This is a genomic window from Bradyrhizobium sp. SOJA106 (genome assembly GCF_059448745.1).
Genome location: NZ_CM182549.1, coordinates 2992173 through 3014895, shown reverse-complemented (window position 1 = coordinate 3014895; position 22723 = coordinate 2992173). Strand labels below are relative to the sequence as shown.

Annotated in this window: 17 protein-coding genes; 9 read left to right on the top strand and 8 right to left on the bottom strand. The window is 65.4% G+C overall.

The features are described from left to right. Positions 1–399: 399 nt before the first annotated feature. Together AC5V87_RS13420 and AC5V87_RS13415 are read left to right on the top strand one after the other, a co-directional pair. Entirely contained in the window at positions 400–1548 is a 1149-nt protein-coding gene (locus tag AC5V87_RS13420; RefSeq protein WP_495371256.1) for a GGDEF domain-containing protein, read from the top strand. A gap of 63 nt (positions 1549–1611) precedes the next feature. After that, positions 1612–2712, top strand: coding sequence for a DUF2336 domain-containing protein (locus AC5V87_RS13415; protein WP_495371255.1), 1101 nt, complete (start codon positions 1612–1614; stop codon positions 2710–2712). A 10-nt stretch (positions 2713–2722) separates the two neighbouring features. Here AC5V87_RS13415 and AC5V87_RS13410 read toward each other — a convergent pair whose 3' ends face one another. Both AC5V87_RS13410 and AC5V87_RS13405 read right to left on the bottom strand, forming a co-directional pair. Further along, on the bottom strand, positions 2723–3361 hold the full coding sequence (locus tag AC5V87_RS13410) for an NrsF family protein (RefSeq protein ID WP_456839641.1): 639 nt from the start codon (positions 3359–3361) through the stop codon (positions 2723–2725). Positions 3362–3363: 2 nt separating this feature from the next. Further along, entirely contained in the window at positions 3364–3909 is a 546-nt protein-coding gene (locus AC5V87_RS13405; protein ID WP_495371254.1) for a sigma-70 family RNA polymerase sigma factor, read from the bottom strand. 288 nt (positions 3910–4197) lie between these two features. On the opposite strand from AC5V87_RS13405, the gene AC5V87_RS13400 reads away from it, so the two are divergent. The 5 genes from AC5V87_RS13400 (at position 4198) to AC5V87_RS13380 (ending at position 9449) form a co-directional block, all read left to right on the top strand. Continuing rightward, positions 4198–4857, top strand: a complete 660-nt coding sequence (locus AC5V87_RS13400; protein ID WP_456839643.1) for a hypothetical protein — start codon at positions 4198–4200, stop codon at positions 4855–4857. Between the two features lie 136 nt (positions 4858–4993). Beyond that, entirely contained in the window at positions 4994–5773 is a 780-nt protein-coding gene (locus AC5V87_RS13395) for an enoyl-CoA hydratase (RefSeq protein WP_495371253.1), read from the top strand. A gap of 222 nt (positions 5774–5995) precedes the next feature. Further along, on the top strand, positions 5996–7393 hold the full coding sequence (locus AC5V87_RS13390; RefSeq protein ID WP_495371252.1) for a TolC family outer membrane protein: 1398 nt from the start codon (positions 5996–5998) through the stop codon (positions 7391–7393). Between the two features lie 278 nt (positions 7394–7671). Continuing rightward, a complete protein-coding gene (locus AC5V87_RS13385) occupies positions 7672–8583 on the top strand; it encodes an amidohydrolase family protein (protein WP_495371251.1) in 912 nt (303 codons plus the stop codon). A gap of 236 nt (positions 8584–8819) precedes the next feature. Continuing rightward, a complete protein-coding gene (locus AC5V87_RS13380) occupies positions 8820–9449 on the top strand; it encodes a LysE family translocator (RefSeq protein WP_495371250.1) in 630 nt (209 codons plus the stop codon). 60 nt (positions 9450–9509) lie between these two features. On the opposite strand, the gene AC5V87_RS13375 is transcribed toward AC5V87_RS13380, so the two are convergent. The 3 genes from AC5V87_RS13375 to AC5V87_RS13365 form a co-directional block, all read right to left on the bottom strand. Next, complete coding sequence (locus AC5V87_RS13375; protein ID WP_456839648.1) at positions 9510–12626, bottom strand: efflux RND transporter permease subunit; 3117 nt, start codon at positions 12624–12626, stop codon at positions 9510–9512. A 37-nt stretch (positions 12627–12663) separates the two neighbouring features. Then, the gene (locus AC5V87_RS13370; RefSeq protein ID WP_456839649.1) at positions 12664–13908 is read right to left on the bottom strand and encodes an efflux RND transporter periplasmic adaptor subunit; all 1245 of its coding nucleotides are present in this window, start codon (positions 13906–13908) and stop codon (positions 12664–12666) included. 145 nt (positions 13909–14053) lie between these two features. Continuing rightward, positions 14054–15454: a CoA transferase gene (locus tag AC5V87_RS13365; protein WP_495371249.1), complete on the bottom strand. Its 1401-nt coding sequence runs from the start codon at positions 15452–15454 to the stop codon at positions 14054–14056. A gap of 114 nt (positions 15455–15568) precedes the next feature. Here AC5V87_RS13365 and AC5V87_RS13360 point away from each other — a divergent pair, with 114 nt between their 5' ends. Then, positions 15569–15856, top strand: coding sequence for a hypothetical protein (locus tag AC5V87_RS13360; protein WP_456843393.1), 288 nt, complete (start codon positions 15569–15571; stop codon positions 15854–15856). Between the two features lie 200 nt (positions 15857–16056). Next, on the top strand, positions 16057–16827 hold the full coding sequence (locus AC5V87_RS13355; RefSeq protein WP_456839651.1) for an SDR family NAD(P)-dependent oxidoreductase: 771 nt from the start codon (positions 16057–16059) through the stop codon (positions 16825–16827). 83 nt (positions 16828–16910) lie between these two features. Here the strand turns inward: AC5V87_RS13355 and AC5V87_RS13350 are convergent, their stop codons facing one another. From AC5V87_RS13350 to AC5V87_RS13340, 3 genes are read right to left on the bottom strand one after another with little or no spacing between them, the layout of a single operon-like run. Then, complete coding sequence (locus AC5V87_RS13350) at positions 16911–20333, bottom strand: error-prone DNA polymerase (RefSeq protein WP_495371248.1); 3423 nt, start codon at positions 20331–20333, stop codon at positions 16911–16913. Further along, positions 20330–21919 (bottom strand): Y-family DNA polymerase, encoded by a 1590-nt coding sequence (locus tag AC5V87_RS13345; RefSeq protein ID WP_495371247.1) that lies wholly within the window; start codon positions 21917–21919, stop codon positions 20330–20332. The genes AC5V87_RS13350 and AC5V87_RS13345 overlap by 4 nt, the downstream gene beginning before the upstream one ends. Beyond that, positions 21810–22604, bottom strand: coding sequence for an ImuA family protein (locus AC5V87_RS13340; RefSeq protein WP_495371246.1), 795 nt, complete (start codon positions 22602–22604; stop codon positions 21810–21812). Before AC5V87_RS13340 ends, AC5V87_RS13345 begins: the two co-directional genes overlap by 110 nt. Positions 22605–22723 lie beyond the last annotated feature (119 nt).

Here is a 22723-nt window from a genome sequence, read left to right as displayed (position 1 = left end):
GTTCGACGGCAGGGGCGAAATTCTTCAACCTACCGCGGTCATACGGGGGCCTGTGTGATCTACCCCACATACGTGCATTTTTCTCGTTCCGCCCGCGGCGGCTGGCCATCTCGATCGGTATAGGTAACATAATAGTGAAACACTTTCCTGCGGAATGTCTGCCCCGGCACGGGCGGGCCGATCAGTTCCGGTTCCATAGCAGCCCTGCACGACGTATGTCTCACGAACCCCTGCCTTGGCTCGACCGCATCGCAAACGATGCCTAATCGCCGGCAAATTCTCCCTGCCAGCCAACACCATGCTGTTCTGCGCTGCACGGTTCGGATTCGGTTCAAAGGATACCAAACCTAAAGGCTTGCCAGGTAGATTTTTGGGCCGAACTCCACCACTGGCGGGACCATGAGCACGGCTGCGACGTCCTTTCCGGAGAGGAATGCCGCTGAGGCCGCGGACCTCGTCCTCGCGCCCGAGGCGGCCGCTCCTGCGGTGCTTGCGCGAAGAGCCCGGCAGCGCCGCCAGATGTATATCGGCCAGGTCGTGAGCTATTCGCTCGGCGCCTCGGTCCTGCTGCTCTACGCCTATGACGGAGCGATTTCGGTCGACGTCGCCTCGCTGTTCTGGTTCGGCGGCCTCCTCATCATCGGCACGTTCGCCGTGCTGTCGGAAGCCGGCGCCGGTGACAAATTCACCGACCACTATCTCACCGTATTCCAGATCTCGGCGCATATGGCGCTGCAATTCGTGTTCCTGGTGTCGGTGCCGACCATCGGTGTCGCCTTCATCAGCGTGCTGTTCCTGATTTTCGCCTTCGGCACGCTGCGCATGACCTCGGCCCAGGCGATGCTGACCTGGGCGATCGCAACCAGCGGCCTTGCCGCCGTCTTCCTCGCGTCCGACCTGCCGATCGGCCTGCCCGTTGCGACGCTGCTGCAGCGAACCGCCTCGATGCTCTGTTTCGTGCTGGTGATCGGCCAATGCGCCTTCCTCGGCCTGTTCGGCGCCACGCTCCGCAAGATCCTGTATCGGCGCAGCATCGAGCTGAAGAACGCCTATCGGCGCATCGAGGAGCTCGACGAGCTCACCGGCTCCTACAATCGCCGCTGCATCATGCGCCTGCTGGACGCCGAAATCGAAAAGTCGCGCCAGACGTCCACGCCTTGCGCGATCGCACTGATCGACCTCGACTGGTTCAAGCGCATCAACGACGCCCACGGCCATCCCGTCGGCGACGAGGTGCTGCGCACCTTCGCCATCACCATTTTCGCCAATATCCGCCCGGCCGACAGTTTTGGCCGCTACGGCGGCGAGGAATTCCTGCTGCTGCTGCCGGACACCGAAGCCGACGCGGCCTTGCACATGCTGGAGCGGCTGCGCGGCATCGTCGCCGACCTCGACTGGAGCGCGTTCTCGCCGGGCTTGCGGGTGACGATTTCCGCGGGCGTCGTGACGCTGCGCGACACGGATACTGCCGACACGTTTCTCGCGCGCGCCGACAGCGCGCTCTATTCCGCCAAGGCGCAAGGGCGCAACCGAATTGCAACGAGCTGACCAATCCATTTTCTCCGGGCGCGACAGAAGCCGCCGCCGGACCCAACGCTCCAGGACAGGGCAATGAGATCCAAACCCGCCAAACCATCCGAGAACCTGCTCGACGAATTGCAGGCCGCGCTCTCGCACGGCACCGTTGCGCGCCGGGTCGAGACGCTGCGCCGCGTCACCGAGCTCTTCGTGGGCAACGCGCTGGACTATTCCGACGAGCATGTCCGCGTGTTCGACGACGTGTTCCAGTGCCTGATCGAGCAGATCGAGACCTCGGCGAGAGCGCTGCTCGCCGAGCGCCTCGCGCCGATCGCGGCCGCACCGCCAAAAATCATCCGCACGCTCGCGCTCGACGACGTGATCGAGGTCGCCGGCCCCGTGCTGTCGAAATCGGAACGGCTCGACGAAACCACCTTGCTCGAGATCGCGCGCACCAGGGGCCAGGCGCATCTCAAGGCGATCTCGCTGCGGCGCGTACTGTCGGAAGCGTTGACCGACCTGCTGGTGACGCGCGGCAATGACGACGTGGTGCAGTCGACCGTCAGCAATCCGGGCGCGCAGCTCTCCGAGGGAAGCCTCACCGATCTCGTCACCCGCGCCGAGCGCGACGACGAACTCGCGACCTGCATCGGCCTGCGGCCCGATTTGCCTCGTCATCACTATCTGAAGCTGATCGCGAAGGCCTCGGCGAGCGTGCGCCGGAAGCTGGAGGCCGCCCATCCCGAGCTTGCGGAGGAAGTCTCGAGCGTGGTCCAGGAAGCGGCCCAGCGGGTCCGTGCGGCCGCCATGACCAAGCAAACGGAGATGGCGCGCGCGCTGGTGAAGTCGCTGCACGCGGACGGCCGCCTCAACGAATTCCAGGTCACCACCTTCGCCGAGCAAGGCAAGTTCGACGAGACCAACGCCGGGCTGGCCGCGCTCGCGGGCGTCGCGGTCGAAACCGCCGAAAACATGATGATCGAGGGCCGCACCGAGGGCGTGATGATCCTCGCCAAGGTCGCGGGCATGTCCTGGTCGAGCGTGCGCGCCATCATCGCCATGCGCGAGAAGCTCTCAGGCGGCTCGCGGACGGACATGCTGGCGCTGCGCGACACCTACGAGGCGCTGCGCTCATCAACCGCGCAGCAGGTGCTGCGCTTCCATCGCATGCAGAGCACAACGCCGGCGGCGTGAGGCCGCCGACTTAATACCGCAACGCCCTCGAACCGATCGCCGCGCCGACCGCGGTCACGAGCGCCGTTGCGATCGTGTACCAGGTCGCGACGAACAGCGGCGAATCATCGGTGCAGTGCGAGGCATAGAGGGTCGCGGCAAGGCCGGCCGACACCAGGCCGGCGAGCGCACCGGCGAGCGCGGGACGCGACGGTGCGCCGTGGCGCAGTCCGAACAGCGCCCCCGCAAGCAGCGGCAGCGACATCGCTGGGATCGCAACCAGGCACACCCTGGAGTTCTTGCCCATCATGCGCATCGTCATCGGCATCGCCGGCGCCATCATCATCTCGCCGCCAATCGCGACCGCGAGCAGCCCGACGGGGAGGAGCAGCAGCCAGCCCCAGCCGCGCATCAGGGCTTCGGGCCGCGACAGATGCAGGCTGACGATGATCGCGGGGATCGCGAGCGACAGCGTGACCGCGAACTTCATGTCGAAGAACGGATTGCGCATCGCGCTCATGACGTCGGGCCGCACGCCGAGGAACGTCGCGAAGATCAGGATCGACAATGGCGCGGCCACCAGCAGCGCCATGGTCAGCACGGCGCCGACGCGTGGCGCACGATGGGCGTTGTCGGCCGCGAGCGTGCGAATGAGTTGATCGGTATCCATGACTAGTGGTCTCGCAGTTTGGCAGTCAGCGCCGCAAGTCCGCGATGCAGCGCGACCCGCACCGCACCTTCGCTCATCGAAAATTTCGCCGCCGTATCCTTGATCGACGCGGCCTCGACCGCGATCGACTGCAACACGTCGCGCTGGCGCTGCGGCAGCGTGCCCAGCTGCGCCGCGACCTCGCCCGCCGACGCCGTTTCCTGCGGCGCCTCGCCCGGCAAGGTCTCCGCGAAGTCGTCGATGTTGACGAAAACGCGCTTGCCGCGCCGGCGGAGCGTGTCGATCAGCTTGTTGCGGCCGATCGCGAACAGCCAGGGCGCGAAGGGGGCTTCGCTGTCCCAGGTGTGCCGCTTCAGATGCACCGCCAACAGAATCTCCTGCACGATATCCTCGGCTTGGTCGGGGGGCTGCCCGGCCCGCACCAGGCCCCGCCTCGCGGCGGCGCGCAGCACCGGCGTGACCGCCTTTAGCAGGCGATGATACGCCGCATCATCGCCAGCCATGGCCGACCGCATCAGGTCGGTCCATTCGTCCTCACGTCCGCGCACGCGCGCCCCTCACCATGCAATTCGGCTGCTCTTTCAATTTGTTACGCGGCTGCCGACCAGATCACGAACTTGTGATCCGCGCCGGACCGCGCCGCCGAGCGGGCCGAAAACGTCTGCGACGGCTCATAACACCGATCGGCGCGTCTCGCACCCGGCGACCGGCCGCGAGGGAGCGGTGCCCCGTTTTCGCCCGGTGTAGCCCGAAGATTCCCATTTTCTGCCCCGCTGTCGTCACGCCCCGGCGTCTCTGTTCGGTCCCGGGATGGGTGGATTGGGGAGATCGTCAACATGATGCAAGCCAGCGGGCGCGCTGCCCTGATTCTTCTGGCCGGGCTTTTCCTGCTGTTCGGAGGCGTTGCGCAGGCGGCGCCTAGCTCGGCTGCGAGCAACCAATCGGACAGCGCCGGCAAACAGGCCGACGCGGACAAGCCAAGCAAGCATCGGCGCCACTATTCGCACCGCAGCAGCAAGACGGCGCAGAAGTCCTCCGACGAGAAGGTCGCCCAGACGGACGCTGCGACGAAGCCCGACGCGGCGAAGGCCAACGCCGACGTCCCGGCATCCAGCCAGATGCCGCCTCAGGTCGCCAACGCCCATGCGCAGCTCGCCGCCGCCGACACGCCGACGGCAGCCGCGGCCTCCGCGATGACGGGCCGCGCGAACGACAACGTCCAGGCCGCGGCCGATACTCCGGCCGGCTCGACCGCCGAGAGCCAGGTCGTCGCACCCGACCAGCTCAACGATCTCGACCGCGCCCTGCCGCAAGACAACCCGCCGGAGCAGAAGGCGGTGATTGCCGCAACGGATGCGCAGCCGCGGCCCGCGCCGGTGATGGCAAGCAGCCAGCATACCTCGGCCTGGGACCAGAGCTCCCTGATCGGCAAGATCTTCATCGGCGTCGGCACACTGCTGACGCTCGCCTCCGCCGCGCGCATGTTCATGGCCTAAGAAGAGCCTCCACGCCCCGGGACGCGCATCGTGCTGCGTGTTCCGGGCGAGCTTTGTTCCGACGGGCCTTTAGGCCCCTTGAAGGCATCCGCGCCAGCGGGCACATTGCCCGCCCAATCAAACGCGTGGGTGGAGCATGAGCACGTTCGAACACATCATCGTCGAAAGCCAGGGTGCGGTCGGCATCATCAAGCTGAACCGGCCGAAGATGCTCAACGCGCTCTCCTTCGGCGTCTTCCGCGAGATTGCCGCCGCCGTGGACGATCTCGAGGCCGATGAGGCCATCGGCTGCATCGTCGTGACCGGCAGCGAGAAGGCCTTTGCCGCCGGCGCCGACATCAAGGAGATGCAGCCGAAGGGCTTCATCGACATGTTCTCGGAAGACTTCGGTGCGATCGGCGGCGACCGCGTCGCGCGCTGCCGCAAGCCGACCATCGCCGCCGTCGCGGGCTATGCGCTCGGCGGCGGCTGCGAGCTCGCCATGATGTGCGACATCATCATCGCTGCCGACACCGCCAAGTTCGGCCAACCCGAAATTACGCTCGGCACCATTCCGGGCATCGGCGGCACCCAGCGCCTGACCCGCGCCATCGGCAAGTCCAAGGCGATGGATCTCTGCCTCACCGGCCGCATGATGGATGCGGCGGAAGCCGAGCGCTCAGGCCTCGTCAGCCGCATCGTGCCGGCCGACAAGCTGATGGACGAAGTCATGGCCGCCGCCGAGAAGATCGCGGCGATGTCGCGTCCTGCAGCCGCGATGGCCAAGGAGGCGGTGAACCGCGCCTTCGAGACCACGCTCGCCGAGGGCATGAGCGTCGAGCGCAACCTGTTCCACGCGACCTTCGCGCTGGAGGACCGCTCCGAGGGCATGGCCGCGTTCATCGAGAAGCGCAAGCCGGTGAACAAGAACCGGTAAGCGCAAGCGAACGGGTCAGCCTGGTGTAAGGCTCTGATGCTGATCCGCAAAAATGCTGTGACGCGCCTGCAACAAGCACGGAATAGATGGGGGTTTTCCCCGCGGCAGTTTGCCTGCGGGACCTCGGCTGGTTAAACAGTTAGAGGACCGCCGTCGGTGGGGGCGGACAGCCGGGGTTTGCGGGATTTCATGATTGGGCGTGCCGCTGGAGCTGGTCGCGTGATGGCGCAGCATCGATCGGGCGTGGCTCCTGTGCTTGCGACATGGACCGCGCTGACGCTTTGTTGTGCCCTGACCGCTGCCGCGTCGGCAGAAGCCCTGCCGGAGGCACTGGCAAAAGCCTACCAGACCAACCCGCACCTCAACGCCGAGCGCGCGCGCCAGCGCGCGACCGACGAGAACGTGCCGCAGGCGCTGGCCGGCTACCGCCCGCAGATCGTGGCGAGCCTCAGCGCCGGCCTGCAATCGGTGCGCAACCTCTTGCCCGACAACACCATCCAGACCGCCAACCTGAAGCCGTGGGTGATCGGCGTCACCGTGACGCAGACCCTGTTCAACGGCTTCCGCACCGCCAACAATGTGCGCGCCGCCGAGCTCCAGGTGCAGTCGGGCCGCGAAGCGCTGCGCAATGTCGGCCAGGGCGTGCTGCTCGACGCCGTCACCGCCTACACCAACGTGCTCGCCAACCAGTCCCTGGTCGAGGCGCAGCGCTCCAACGTGGCCTTCCTGCGCGAGACGCTCGCGGTCACCCAGCGCCGCCTCAACGCCGGCGACGTCACGCCGACCGATACCGCGCAGGCCGAAGCCCGTCTCAACCGCGGCCTTTCCGATCTCAACGCCGCCGAAGTCGCGCTCGCGGTCAGCCAGGCGACCTATGCCCAGGTGATCGGCAATCCGCCGTCGCAGTTGAAGCCCGCCGAAGTGGTCGATCGCTATCTGCCGAAGAGCCGCGAGGACTCGGTGACGATGGCGATCCGCCAGCATCCCGCGGTGATGGCGGCAGGCTTCGACGTCGATGTCGCCTCGACCAATATCCGCGTCGCCGAGGGCGCGCTGCTGCCGAGCGCCAGCATCCAGGGCAGCGCCAGCAAAAGCCGCAACAACGACCCGACGCTCGGCACCCTCGCCGAGGACCAGGCCTCGATCATCGCCAGCGTCACCGCGCCGATCTATGACGGCGGCCAGGCCGCGTCGCAGACCCGGCAGGCCAAGGAGGTCATGGCGCAGAGCCGGCTCGTGCTCGACCAGGTGCGGAACCAGGCGCGCACCGCCGTTGTCAGCGCCTGGGTCGCGAACGAAGGCGCCAAGATCGCGGTCTCGGCCTCGGAGTCCGAGGTTAAGGCGGCAACCGTGGCGCTCCAGGGCGTGCAGCGCGAGGCCGCCGGCGGACAGCGCACGACGGTCGACGTTTTGAACTCGCAGGCCGACTTGATCCAGGCCAAGGCCCGCCTGATCGGCGCGCAGCGCGACCGCGTGATCGCCTCCTACACCCTGCTCAGCGCCGTCGGCCATCTCGACGTCAAAACCTTGAACCTGAACACGCCGGACTATTTGCCCGAGGTGCACTACCAGCAGGTCCGCGACGCCTGGCACGGCCTGCGCACGCCGTCGGGGCAGTAATCTCAATCTTCTCGCGGGTGCCATGAAAAGCCGCCGCATCCATCTGATGGGAGCTTCGGCGTCCGGCGTGACGACGCCGTGGCTCTCGGGCCTGCCCTGCCCCGTCGTGCGCGTTGACGGCTCACGCCCACTTGCGGACCGAGTAGCTATGCGGCGAAGCGGAGCGGCTGCCGGGCTGGATGTGATATCGTCTCGAACGGCCTCAAAAAAAATCAGGGAGAGAAACCGTGCTCAACCGACGCAGCGTTCTGCTTGCCTCCCTCGCCGCCTGAGTAGCCATGACCAGCAGAGCCCACGCCGGGGCCGCGCAGCCCGCGACGCCGGTCAATTTCGACGTCCCGCCGCACGCCTGCGACTGTCACACCCACATCCACGGCGATGTCGAGAAGTTTCCGTTCTTCGCCGGGCGCGTCTACACGCCCGAGCCGGCCTCGCCGGAAGAGATGGCCGCACTGCACAAGGCACTGCACATGGAGCGCGTGGTGATCGTCACGCCGAGCGTCTATGGCACCGACAATTCGTCGACCTTGTTCGGCATGAAGGCACGCGGCACGAACGCGCGCGGGGTCGCCGTGATCGACGACAAGACACCGGAGAGCGCGCTCGATACGATGCATCAGGACGGCTTCCGCGGCATCCGCCTCAATTTGGCGACCGGCGGCGTCAATGACCCCAATGTCGGCTGCGCGCGCTTCACCGCCGCAGTCGAGCGCATGAAAGCGCGCGGCTGGCACGTGCAGCTCTACACCACGCTTGCCATGATTTCGGCAATCAAGGACCTCGTCGAGACGGCGCCTGTGCCGGTCGTGTTCGATCATTTCGGCGGCCTCGAAGCCGAGCTGGGCCTGGAGCAGCCGGGCTTCTCCGATCTCGTCGCGCTGGTGAAGTCCGGCAAGGCCTATGTGAAGATCTCCGGCGCCTATCGCTCGTCGAAGCTCGCGCCCGACTATCAGGACATGCTGCCGTACGCGCAGGCGCTGATCGCCGCCAACGCGGACCGCATCGTCTGGGGCACCGACTGGCCGCATCCGGATTCGAGCCACGTCGAAGGACGCAAGGCCACCGACATCGCGCCGCTCTACCAGATCGACGACGGGCGCCTGCTCAACCAGCTCCCGGTGTGGGCGCCGGATGCGAGCGTGCGCAAGAAAATCCTGGTCGACAATCCGGCACGGCTCTACGGATTCTGAGTCGTCGGACGCGATGAGTTTCATCGCGCGATGTCGTTGAGAGGCGGAACGCGATTCCATATCGCGCAATGGAACCGTTGCAATCGGGACACACCGTTGTAGTCAGAGCACAGCACGGGATCCTGATTCACTCGATCGTGTTTGTGCTTTCTTTCGCTTCTCACCCGTTCGGTTGACGCGACGATCGAGCTTCACAGGTACGCACACGCACAGATTTCATTTGTTCGTGCGGATGCATGCCTTTGTCGCATTATGTTGCCGCGCTTTTGTCCGGCATTGGAATTGGTTTCACCGTCGCCGCGCCCATCGGACCGATGGGAATGCTATGCATTCAGCGCACATTGGCCTCGGGCATGGCGACAGGTCTCGCAACCGGCTTCGGTGCGGCGACCGTGCATCTCACCTACAGCTCCCTCGCGGTTCTCGGATTGGGCGCGCTGGCGCAGCCCTGGGTCGAAGCGAACGCCGCGGTCTGCGGCATCGTCTCGGCGCTCACACTGCTGTGGTTCGCGGTCCGCACGCATCGGAGCGCCATCGTGCTGCAGGACGCCGCTGAGATCGACAGAGTGCGTCTGGCGCGTGCCTATCTCAGCGCCATCGCCCTTGGGCTGACCAATCCGCTGACAGTCGTCCTGTTCCTGGCAGCACTGCACGCGTTCTCCACGCAGGCGGCGGCGGGACCGGTCATTGCGGGCGTCTTCGTCGGCTCTGCGGTCTGGTGGACGATGCTCAGCACGATCGTCGCAACCGCGCGGTCGCGGCTGACACCACAAATGCTGTCATTGAGCAGCCGATTCGCCAGCCTGCTGCTCCTTGGGCTCGGCACCACGATGCTGCTGCGGATCGCGCAGCGGGCATTGGGGTAAGGCGTGATCTGGAAAAGTGTACAGCGGTTTTCCGAAGACATCGCGCCGAAATAAAGCGCCTCAGCGCGCGCGCCGCGAGAAGAAGGAGATCAGCACCGGCAGCGTCACGAGGATCACGACAGGCGCCAGCATCATGCCGGTGACGACCACGACGGCGAGCGGCTTCTGCACCTGCGAGCCGATGCCTTCCGACAGCGCCGCCGGCAACAGGCCGACGCCGGCGACGACGCAGGTCATCAGCACCGGCCGGAGCTGCAATTCGCCGGTGCGCACCACCGCGCTGATGCGGTCCATGCCCTCTTCGATCAGCTGGTTGAACTGCGACAGGATGATGATGCCGTCCATCACGGCGATGCCGAACAGCGCGATGAAGCCGATCGCCGCGGAGACGCTGAACGGCGTGCCGGTGATCAAGAGGCCCAGCACGCCGCCGAAAATCGCCATCGGAATCACGCTCATGGCCAGCAGCGTGTCGGCCATCGAGCCGAAATTGAACCAGAGCAGCACGCCGATCAGCGCCAGCGAGATCGGCACCACGATCGACAGCCGCCGGATCGCGTCCTGGAGATTGCCGAATTCGCCGACCCATTCCATGTGCGAGCCGGGCGGCAGCTGCACCTGGTCGGCGATCTTCTGCTGCGCCTCGCGGATCGCGCTGCCGAGGTCGCGCTCGCGCACCGAGAACTTGATCGGCAGATAGCGCTCCTGCTGCTCGCGATAGATGTAGGCCGCGCCCGACACCAGGCTGATGGTGGCGACCTCGCTCAAGGGAATCTGCGTGACGGTGCCGTTCGGCCCGGGCGCGCCGATGCGCAAATTCTGGATCGCCTCGGCGCTCCGGCGATATTCCGGCGCAAGGCGCACGATGATCGGGAAATGGCGGTCGCTTCCGGGCTCATAGAGATCGCCCGCGGTGTCGCCGCCGATCGCGACCTTGATGGTGGCGTTGATGTCGCCCGGCGCCAGGCCGTAGCGCGCGGCCTTGGCGCGGTCGATGTCGATCTGGATGGTCGGCTGCCCGAGCGAGGTGAACACCGCAAGGTCGGTGACGCCCTGCACGGTCGAGAGCACCTGCTTGATCTTGTTGGCGGTGTCTGTGAGCGCCTGGAGATCGCTGCCGAACAGCTTGATCGAGTTCTCGCCCTTCACGCCGGAGACGGCTTCGGAGACGTTGTCCTGGAGATATTGCGAGAAGTTGAACTCGACGCCGGGGAAGCGGTCGTCGAGCTGCTTGAGCAGCTGCGCGGTCAGCTCTTCCTTGTCGCGCGTGCCCGGCCATTGGCTGGCAGGCTTGAGCGGGGCGAAGAACTCGGCATTGAAGAAACCGGCGGCGTCGGTGCCGTCATCAGGACGGCCATGCTGCGACACCACGGACTCCACCTCGGGCCGGGCGCGGATCACCTTGCGCATCTCGTTGACGTAGGTGTTGCCTTCCTGGAGCGAGATGGTCGGCGGCAGCGTGGCGCGGATCCAGAGATTGCCCTCTTCGAGCTTGGGCAGGAATTCGAGACCGAGCAGCCGGCTCAGCGCCACCGTCATCAGCACGAGGCCGACCGCGGCGCCGAGCACGATGTTGCGGTTGGCGACTGCCCAATTCAGCACCGGCATGTAGAGCCGGTGCAGGATCAGCATCACCTTGGTCTCGGTCTCCTCAACATGCGCGGGCAGGATGATCGCTGACAGCGCCGGAGTGACGGTGAAGGTCGCAAGCAGGCCGCCGGCGAGCGCATAGGCATAGGTGCGCGCCATCGGCCCGAAGATGTTGCCCTCGACGCCGGAGAGCGTGAACAGCGGCAGGAACGCGGCGATGATGATCGCGGCGGCGAAGAAGATCGAACGCGAGACATCGGCCGCGGCGCTGAGGATGGCGTGGCTCTTCATGCCGAACAGCGTCTCGGGCGACATGTGCTCGGATTCCGATACCGGCGTCGTCTGCGTCAGGCGGCGGAAGATCGCCTCCACCATGATGACGGTGGCATCGACGATCAGGCCGAAATCGATCGCACCGACCGACAGCAGGTTCGCCGATTCCCCGCGCAGCACCAGGATGATGACGGCGAAGAACAGCGCGAACGGAATGGTGGCGCCGACGATGAGCGCGCTGCGGAGATCGCCAAGGAAGATCCATTGCAGCAGCACGATCAAGAGAATGCCGACCACCATGTTGTGCAGCACGGTGTGGGTGGTGAGCTCGATCAGGTCGCCGCGGTCGTAGATGCGCTCGATGCGCACCCCCGGCGGCAGGATGCTGGAGTTGTTGATGGTCTGGACGAGCTGGTGCACGCGCTTGATGGTCGGCGAGCTCTGCTCGCCGCGGCGCATCAGCACGATGCCCTGCACGATGTCGTCGGAATCGTCGATGCCGGCGATGCCGAGGCGCGGCTTCTGTCCGACGGTGACGCTGGCGACGTCCTTGACCAGCACCGGATTGCCGTTGGTCTGGGCAATCATGGTGTTGGCGAGGTCGTCGATCGAGCGGATCAGGCCGACGCCGCGCACCACGGCCGATTGCTGGCCGATATCGACGGTGTTGCCGCCGACATTGACGTTCGCATTGCCGACTGCCTGCAGCACTTGCGGCAGCGTCAGGCCGTTGGCGACCAGCTTGTTGAAATCGACCTGGAGCTCGTAGGTCTTGCTCTTGCCGCCCCACCCCGTGACGTCGATCACGCCGGGCACGGCGCGGAAGCGGCGCTGGAGCACCCAGTCCTGGATGGTCTTGAGGTCGAGCACGCTGTAGTTCGGCGGGCCGACCAGACGGTAGCGGAAGATTTCGCCGATCGGGCTGAGCGGCGAGATCTGCGGCTGCACGTTGCCCGGCAGCGGCGCGAGCTGCGCCAGGCGGTTCAGCACCTGCTGCAACGCCTCGTCATAGGTATAGGCGAACGAGAACTGGAGTTTGACGTCGGAAAGGCCGTAGAGCGAGATGGTGCGGATGGTCGTGAGGTTCTTCAGACCCGCCACCTGGGTCTCGATCGGGATCGTGATGTAGCGCTCGATCTCCTCCGCCGACAGGCCCGGGCTCTGCGTCACGATGTCGACCATCGGCGGGGTCGGGTCGGGATAGGCCTCGATGTTGAGCTGGTTGAACGCGATCAGGCCGCCGATCAACACGGCGACGAACATGCCGACCATCAGGAAGCGCCGGTTGACGGCAAGGGCGACGAGGCGATCCATTCAGGTCTTCAGTTTGTCTTGTTTGTTAGATCGTCGATCAGCTGCCGGACGCCGCGCGGTCGATGAACAGGCTGCCTTTGACGACGATCTGCTCGCCGGGTTTCAGATTGCTGGTGACTTCGACGAGGTTGCCGTTGACGAGGCCGGTCTTGATTTCACGCAGCTCCACCGACTTGTCGTCGCGGGCGACCCAGAGGCGGACCTTGTCGGCTTCATAGATCAGCGCCTGCTTGGGGACCGCAGGCGCGGCGCGATCGCCGGCCGAATAGATCGTGACGTTGGCGAACATCTCCGGCTTGAGCAGGCCTTCCTTGTTGTCGATGGTGGCGCGGACCAGGAGACGGCGGGTGCTGGGATCAATCGCGGCGGCGACGTAGTTGATCTTGGCCGTGAGCGGACGGCCCGGCAGCGCCATCACGTTGACTGTGATGTCCTGACCGATGCACACCGCGGCCGCATCGCTCTCGCGAACGAAGGCGGTGAGCCAGACCGTGGAGAGGTCGCCGACGACGAACACAGGATCGCTGGCGCCGGCGTTGACATACTGGCCGGGACCGATCTTGCGCTGCACGACCGTGCCGGAGATCGGCGAGTAGATCGTGATCTCGCGATCGATGACACCCTTGTCCTGGAACGCCTTGATGGCGTCGTCGGTGAAGCCGAGGATGCGCAGCTTGTTGCGCGCGGCCTCCAGCGCCGTCACCGACGAGCGCATGTCGTTCTGCGCCTGGACCTGGTTCGCTTCCGCCTGCTGATAATCCTTCAGCGGAATGGCGTGACCTTCATAGAGATCCTTGGCGCGCCTGAACTGGATGTCGGCAAGATCGATCGCCGACTTCGCCTTGTTCTGCGCGGTCATCGCCGCGATGAAATCGTTCTGGGCCTGCACGGTGTCGGCGGCCTCGATCGTGAACAGCGGTTGACCCTGCTTCAGGGTCTCGCCGGGCTTCGCCAGCAGCTTGGTGACGCGGCCCGCATAGGGCGAGAACACCGGCGTCGAGCGGTCCTCATCGACCGCGACCTTGCCCTCGGTGACGTATTCGGCCCGGAAGGTCCTGGCCTTGACCGGCTCGATCGTCAGCGTGGCCCATTCGGACGGCGTCGGCGTGAAGTTCTGCGCATTCCTGCGCGACTGGCTGGAGATCTCGGAGTGGCTCTTCTCCTTGGCTCCCGCACGGAGAAAGCCGTAGGCGCCGGCGCCGGCAAGAGCTAGTAAAACTACGGATGTGATCACCCGTTGTTTTGTAAGCACCTGCATTCGTTTGGTATTTTCAACTACCATGGGGCCCGGTCGTGTCTGCGACGATCTCGGCAGATGGCTGCCTTGTCGGTCGCGCTAATAGTGCTGAATTGGGATTTCAAACAACCTAAAAAACGCAAGGTGCCTTTCGGTTTGCGTTAAAATTTTGCGATGCGTCAGCTCCCCGTCAGCTTCGCGCCGGCCACTGTGCCGGATGGCTGCCGAGCGGCATCGCCGGACGGCTCCATCGCGCCGGCGTCCTCGACAGCAGTGCCGAATGGCGCACCGCCTTCAAGGTGCCGAAGCCAGATGGCACGGCTTCGATGAACGCAGGATGTACGGCCGCATCCGTAAGATCCGGGGTGTTGAGGCCGCCGTCGAGCCGGCCGAGATTCCACAACCAGCGCCCGGTCTGGGCGAGCGACACACGCACATGCCAGCTGCCGCCTTTGCTCGCCTGGCGCGCCTTGGCCATCATCGCACCGAACGCCATCAGATAGCCGGTGGCGTGGTCGAGCATCTGGGCCGGCAATTCCTTTGGGCCATCGATGCCGGCAGCTTTCCCTTCGGCATCGTTGAAGCCGGTCGTGGTCTGCACCAGCGAGTCGAAGCCGCGCCGCTCGGCCCAGGGGCCGGCATGGCCATAGGCGGACAACGTCACGTAGACGATGCCGGGATTGACGCGCGCAGCGTTCTCGGGCCCAAAGCCGAGGCTGGCGAGCGCGCGCGGGCGGTAACCTTGCGAGAAGATGTCGGCGTCTTGCAGCAGCGCGCGCATCTGCGCCCGGCCCGCCTCGCTCTTCAGCTCGATGAAGGTCGTGAGCTTGCCGCGGCCGCTGTCGATGGTGAGCCAGGGAATGGCCGGCAGCTCCGGCCCCGACACCAGCAGCACATCGGCACCGTGCGCGGCGAGCGTGCGCCCGGCAACGGGCCCTGCGATGACTCGGGACAGATCGAGGACGCGAATGCCCGCGAGCGGACGATCGCCTTTGGGCCACGGCTTCGGCGGGGCATCGCCGATCTTCTCGATCGAGATCAGGGGCAATTCGGCGAGCGCTCGCGCCTGCGGCAGCGCGAACCATTCGTCGTAGGAGCGCATCAAGGCAACGACGCCGCCCGCGGCATAAGCGGCGGTTTCAAAATCCTCGCCCTTCCAGCGCATCAATGCGGCTTGCACTTTCTCGCGCTGCGGCTCGCAGCCGAGCACCTTGCAGACGGCGTCGCGGTGATGCGGAAAGTTGGTGTGGCAGCGGACGAAACGATTATCGCCGGTCCTGTAGACGCCGGCGATCGCGTCCCAGGCCGGAGGCGGCGGCTTGTCATCAAGGCGCAGATAACGCTCGGAGCGGCACTCGGCGACGGCGTGGCGCATATCGACGGAGACGTCCTGCGCCTCGCCGCTGCGCAGCCGCCAGATCTCGGCGGCCGCGAGGCCTGCGGCAGCGATCGTCGTCTGTCCGGCGACGGCGACGCGAAACGAGGACGGGATCTGTGGCTCTTCGCCAGTCAGCCGCACACGCGCGAGCGCGGCCTTATCGCCGCCGGCGGAGGTCCAGATATCTTCGAGAATATCGGCGGGGCCTTGCATGGCGGCGTCTCTCCCCTTTCGGTTTGAGCATGATCTTTTCGGAAAACCGCTGCGCACCTGTCCGGATCATGCTGTAATTTTCGCGACCATGTCATGATCGCAGAAAGGATTGCAATGGCCGCCATCGATCCCCTCACCGCAGGCGCCGTGTTCGTCGCGACGGCGGCCACCGACGCGGTCTATGTGATGTTCACCTCGGCCGTGGTCGCGCGCAAGCGCATGCCGGCGGCGACCTGGAGCGCGATCTGGTACCTGCTCTCGTCCTACGCCGTGATCAGCTACACCGAAAACGCCTTCTATGTCGCTTTCGCCGCGCTCGGCTCCTGGGTTGGCGCGTATGCATCGCTGACCTTCCTGCACCGCCCGCCCGGCGGCCCGCCGGTGGGAGCCTCGCCGGAGTGAGGATGGACGTACTCGGCCATTCCGCATGGTGTCATCATCCGCGTAGGCGGATGATCCAGTATTCCAAAAGCGCTGGTGATTGAACCGAGAGGCCGCGGCCTACTGGATACCCGCCTGCGCGTGGTATGACACCGAGAGCGAATTCGATATCTTCGCTCAAACAACCAAGCTCCGCACAACAGCAAGAAGGACAACCACCAATGGACCTCGGCATCAAAGGAAAGAACGCCGTCGTGCTCGGCGGCACGCGCGGCATCGGGCGGGCGATTGCGGACACGCTCGCCGGTGAAGGCGCCAATGTCGCGGTGTGCGCGCGCAACGCCGATCAGGTTGCGACGACCGTCACCGAGCTGAAGGCGAGTGGAATTCGCGCCACCGGCGGCACGGTCGACGTCACCGACGGGGCGGCGCTGAAAGCCTGGATCGAGGGCGCGGCGAAGGAGCTCGGCGGCGTGGACATGCTGTTCTCCAATGCCGGCGCGATGGCGCAAGGCCAGGACGCCGCGGCCTGGGAGCAGAATTTCCGGCTCGACGTGCTCGGCGCCGTGAATGCATTCGATGCAGCGCGGCCGTTCCTCGAAGCCGGCGGCGCGAGCAGCGGCGATGCCGCGTTCGTCATCATCTCCTCGATCGCGGCGGCGCAGGCGGATGCGGCAAGCTCCTACGGCCCGATCAAGGCGGCGCTGATCCACATGGCCAAGGGGCTGGCGCGGCAATACGCCAAGAAGAAAATCCGCGTCAACGTGGTCTCGCCCGGCACCGTCTATTTCAAGGGCGGCATCTGGAACACGATCGAGCAGAACATGCCCGAGCGCTACAATGACGCGATGAAGCGCAATCCGACCGGGCGCATGGCAACGCCGCAGGAGATCGCGAACGCGGCGGTGTTTCTGGCGAGCCCGGTGTCGGCGTTCACGACGGGATCGAATCTCGTTGTAGACGGCGCGATCTCGAACCGGGTGAATTTCTAGAGAGCCGCGCGCACCTGCTTCCGCCGTCATGGCGGGACGCACCCCACGGCAGCTGAGGGTGTGGCGGGCATTCCGTGCACACGCTAATGAAAATCCCGCGACGGCGGCAGGATGCGGACGTTGCGGGGATGGCGGATTTTTTGCGCGGGCATGTCCGCAAGCGCGCCGGGGTCTTCGTTGAGGGGCTCGACCACGGTGGCGCTTGATGGCACCGGATGCTTGCGGCTGAGAGCATCGTTGGCCAATCCGACCAGATCGTGCGAGCGGTCGACCATGCGCTGCGCGATCAGATGCGTGACGTTTTCGGGGCTGCTCTGGATATAGCCATGGACCTCGATGAGGCGCGCGCCCATCACTTCTTTGCGGTACTGCTCCATGATCTTGGGCCAGACCACGACATTGGCGATGCCGGTTTCGTCCTCCAGCGTCATAAACACGACGCCGCTGGCGCTGCCCGGCCGCTGCCGCACCAGGACGACGCCGGCGCAGCGGACGCGGCGCCGATCGTTCTCGTGGCTGATCTCCTTGCAGGCGACGACACGCTCGCGCGTAAACATTTCGCGCAAAAACTCCATCGGGTGTCCTTTCAGCGACAGGCGGATGGTCTGGTAGTCGGCGACGACCTGCTCGGCGCGCGGCATCAGCGGCAGCGGTTTTGCATGCTCATCGGGCTGCTCACGCGCGGTTGCCGCCTCGAACAGCGGCAGCGGCACGTCGTCGGGCAGCCGCCGCACCTGCCACAGCGCCTCGCGGCGGTCGAGCCCGAGCGAGCGGAACGCGTCGGCATCCGCCAGCAGGATCAGCGCGCGCTTGGGCAGGCCGGTGTCGCGAGCAAAGTCTTCCACCGAGGTGAAGGGCCGGCGATTGCGGGCGGCGACGATGCGGTCGGCCCAATCCAACTCACTGTCATTCCGGGGCGATGCGTCAGCATCGAACCCGGAATCTCGAGGTTCCGGGTTCACGCTTCGCGTGCCCGGGAATGACGAGCGTTTCAGCCGCTCCTCATCCTCATCAAGCCAATGGAAGCCATCGATCTGGCGGAAGCCGAGACGAACGGCACAATATCTGTCGTCAGTATTCTCCAGCGTGTTCTGCGCAAAGCTGTAGGACACATCGATATCGCGCACCTCGACGCCGTTCTTGCGGGCGTCACCGACGATCTGCGCCGGGGCGTAAAAGCCCATCGGCTGCGAGTTCAACAGAGCACAGCAGAAGGCGTCGGGGTGATGATATTTCAGCCATGAGGAGATGTAGACGAGCTGGGCAAAGCTCGCGGCATGGCTCTCCGGAAAGCCGTAGGAGCCAAAGCCCTTGATCTGGTCAAAGCAGCTCTTGGCAAAATTGGCATCATAGCCGCGCGCGACCATGTTGCCGATCAGCTTCTCCTCGTATTGGCCGATCGTGCCGACATTGCGGAAGGTCGCCATCGAGCGACGCAGACCGTTGGCCTCCTCGGAGGTGAACTTGGCCGCCTCGATCGCGATGCGCATCGCCTGCTCCTGGAACAAAGGCACGCCCTTGGTCTTGTGCAGCACCTTGTAGAGCTCGTCCGCAGGACCATGCTCGGGCGATGGCGAGGGATAAGTGACTTTCTCCTGACCGTTCCGCCGCCGCAGATACGGATGAACCATGTCGCCCTGGATCGGCCCGGGGCGCACGATCGCAACTTCAATGACGAGATCGTAGAAGGTTCGCGGTTTCAGCCGCGGCAGCATGTTCATCTGGGCGCGGCTCTCGACCTGGAACACGCCAAGCGACTCGCCGGCACACAGCATGTCGTAGACCTTGGGATCGTCCTGCGGGACGCTCGCCAGCACGTAACGCTCACCCTTGTGGTCCGCAATCAAATCAAAACACTTCCGGATGCAGGTCAGCATGCCCAGCGCGAGCACGTCGACCTTCATCATGCTGAGCGCATCGACGTCGTCCTTGTCCCATTCGATGAAAGTGCGGTCGTCCATCGCAGCGTTGCCGATCGGCACATAGGTGTCGAGCCGGTCCTGGGTCAGCACATAGCCGCCGACATGCTGAGAGAGATGGCGCGGGAATTCGATCAGCTCGGTCGCGAGCTCGACCGCGAGGTTGATCATGGGATTCTGTGGATCGAGCCCGGCCTGCCTGACCTGCATGTCGTTGAGGCCCTTGCCCCAGCTGCCCCAGACGGTATCGGCGAGCGCGGCAGTGACGTCCTCGGTCAAACCCAGCGCCTTGCCGACGTCGCGAATGGCGCTGCGCGGGCGATAATGGATGACGGTGGCGATGATCGCGGCGCGGTGGCGGCCGTAGCGGCGATAGACATATTGCATCACCTCCTCGCGCCGCGAATGCTCGAAATCGACATCGATGTCGGGCGGCTCCAGCCGCTCCTTGGAGATGAAGCGCTCGAACAGGAGATCGACCTTGGTCGGATCGACCGAGGTGATGCCGAGCACGTAGCACACGGCCGAATTCGCCGCCGAGCCCCGCCCCTGGCACAGGATGTTCTGGCTGCGCGCATAGTGGACGATATCGTGCACGGTGAGGAAGTAATGCGCGTATTTCAGTTCGGCGATCAGCGCGAGCTCCTTGTTGAGCGTGGCGCGCAGCTTGTCGTCGATCTTGCCGCCGAAATATTTGTCGACGCCCGCCCAAGTCAGATCCTCCAGATGCCCCTGCGCAGTCTTGCCCGGCGGCACCGGCTCGTCCGGATATTGGTATTTGAGCTGGTCGAGCGAGAAGTCGATGCGGTCCGCAAAACGCATGGTCTCCGCGATCGCCTCGGGGAAATCGCGGAACAGGCGCGCCATTTCGCGGGGCGTCTTCAGGAAGCGCTCGGCATTGGCCTCCAGCTTGCGTCCGACCGCCTCGATCGTGGTCTTTTCCCGGATGCAGGTGAGAACGTCCTGAAGCGGGCGCCGGGCAGGATGATGATAGAGCACTTCGTTGGTCGCGAGCAGCGGCACTTTTGCTTTTGCGGCGAGATCGTCGAGCCGCACCAGGCGGCGGCGATCGTCGCCGCGATAGAGCAGGCTCGCCGCCAGCCACACTCCCTCGGCTCCGCTCGCCTTCAGCTTCGCGAGAATATCCAGCACCTGCGCCGGCTCGAAGCGATGCGGCAGCATCAAGGCCAGGAGCTGCCCTTCGGAAAACGCGAGCAGGTCAGCAAACCTGAGATGGCACTCGCCCTTCTCGATCCGCGTGATGTCGTCGCCGCGCTTGCCCCTTGTGAGGAGCTGGCACAGCCGGCCATAAGCGGCGCGGTTTCGCGGGTATACGAGAATATCGGGCGTGCCGTCGATGAAGACGATGCGCGCTCCGATCAAGAGTTTCGGCTTGTACAGCACCTTGTCGTTGTCGAGCTCCTTGTAGGCGCGCACCACGCCGGCGAGCGTGTTGTGATCGGCAATGCCGATCACGGGGATGCCGAGGATGCTGGCCTGATGCACATAGGCGCGCGGATCCGAGCCGCCGCGCAGGAAGGAGAAATTGGTGGTGATGCCGATCTCGGCATAGGCTGATGTCGTCATGCGAAGAGACCGTGCACATACCAGTTGGGAGACGCGGGCTCGCCGTCGCCGTCGAACACCTCGTTCTCGTAGAGACCGTCGCGAAAGATCCAGAAGCGCAGGCCTTCGGCATCCTCGATGCGGAAATAATCCCGCGTCAGCTGCTTGCCGTCCTGCCGCCACCATTCCATCGCGATGCGCTCGGGCCCTTCTACGCGCACTACCGCATGCCGCGCGCGACGCCAGGTGAATTGATGCGGCGGACCATCGGGCACGGTCGCGAACGGCACCTTGATCGGCTCCGGCTTGTCGAACAGACGCAACGGGCGCAGCGGCGGCTCGCTCTCGGCGCGCGCCGGCCATTCGGCCTGCATGGCGGCGGCGAGATGATGCTGGGCGGGCGCGGCCAGCACCGCGCATTCGGGGATATGGGTGTCCTGCGGCAGATGCACGACGACGCGTTTTCCGCCGATGCGCGCGGCGATGCGGTCGATCAGGGCGGCAAGCTCGTCATTGTCGTGGACATGGGCATCGAGATCGCGCTGCTCCTGCACCACGATCTCGGTGCGGCTTGCCGACAGGCGCACCATGTCGAAGCCGAAGCCGGGATCAAGGGGATCGGCGAGCGCATCGAGCCGCTCGCGGAACAGGCGGTCGATAACCGCACTTTGTGTTACCGGCCGTCCGGTCTCGACCATGATCGCGCGCACCACGCCGTCGGTGCGGAAGAACGCAGCTTCGAGCCGTCGCGCGCCTTTGCCCTGCTTCTCCATGGAGGCGATCAGGGTGTCCGCGAGCCGCGACAGCGTCATCGCGATCATGGTGTCGGTTGCGATCGGCTCGGCAAAGCGCTTCTCGACGATATAGTCGGGCAGCGGCTTGCGCGGATTGATCGGCGCATCGCCCTGCCCCAGCGCATGCGCGAGCAGCGTGGAGAAGCGGGCACCGAACCGGGCCGTGATCTCGCTCGGCGAACGCGAGGCGACATCGCCGATGGTCTTCAGGCCGGCGCGGCGCAGGCCGGTGGTAATAGCCTCGCCCGCGCCGAGCGCGGACACAGGAAACCGGTCGATCGCCGCCGCCTCGCCGCCGTCGGCAACGATGATGCCAGACGTTTGCCGCGTCAGCGTGCGCGCGCAGACGGAAGTACCTGCGATCGCCGCGCTGACGGCAAAGCCTTGCCGGGCGAGCGCCCGGACCAGCGTCTGCAGCAGCGCAGCCTCGCCGCCGAACAGATGCGCGCAGCCGGTGATGTCGAGAAACAGCCCGTGCGGCGGATCGAGCGCCACCAGCGGCGTGAAGCGGTCGCACCAATCGGCGATGTCGCCGAGCGTCTTGGCATCGGCCACGACATCGGCATCGAACACTTTCAAGTCCGGGCACATCGCCCGCGCATTGGCCAACGGCTGGCCGATGTACAGGCCGAGACGCTCGGCAGCCTCGTCGAGCGCATGGATCACCAGCGCATTGTTCTCCTTGATGACGACGATGCTCGGTTCATCCTGCGCGCCGCTGCTCACCTGCAAAAACCGCTGGATCCGGTCGACGGGCAGGCGCGGCAGCCACAGGCTGAGGATACGTCGACGGTTCACTGAACTGGCACTCATCACAATTCCATTCCATGATCCACCGGCCGCACGGGCCATGACGATTGCGCAAGAGCTCGGCATCGAAGCGCGGCGCGCCCCAGGCACTCCACATTGCCCCCGGCGGCGAATGCGCCACGCGCAGCATCCATCGCGTCTCCGCGGTCGAAGGCAGCGGCTGCGCCGCCATCCGCAGCATCAGCCCGGTGACGCCTGAAGATTGCGCGGCGAGCGTCAGCTTGCGGCTCGCGACGAGATCGAACTGTCTGACATCGCCCCAGAGCTCGAGCACGACCGCGCCGAGCGCATCGCAGGCGAGCGCGTCGGCCGAGGTGCGCAGCGCGCTCTCGACATCGGCGGCGCGCGCCATCACGACGCGGCGCGGATCGAGCCCGAGCTCGGCAATCCCGCTCATCGACAGCGCACCGGTTTCAACTTCCGAAAAATCCTGCCGCACCCACAGCAGCGGCCGCTGCGCCGAGACGCGCCCTGCGAGGCCCATGACAAAACCCGTCGCAGTTGTCCCCTGCCGCCCCTCGCAAAACACCTCGTGGATCGCCGCGCGCGCGAGCCCGCCCTTCAGCGCGGCGTCGGCCTCGCCATGGCCGAGCGCGACGCGGTCATACTGATGCACGACCTCCGCCGTCTCGATGCGCTCGATCTGGCCGCGCAAGGTCGCAAGCGCGCTGATGCGTGCGCTGCTCATGCTCGCCGCTCCTTCAGAGGTGATTGCCGTGGCCTGCAAAAGAAGAACCAGCGGCTGGCTCATTTGTTCATGATATGTTCTAATATAAAGCTAACGGCGCTTGAAGAGTCAATCAAATT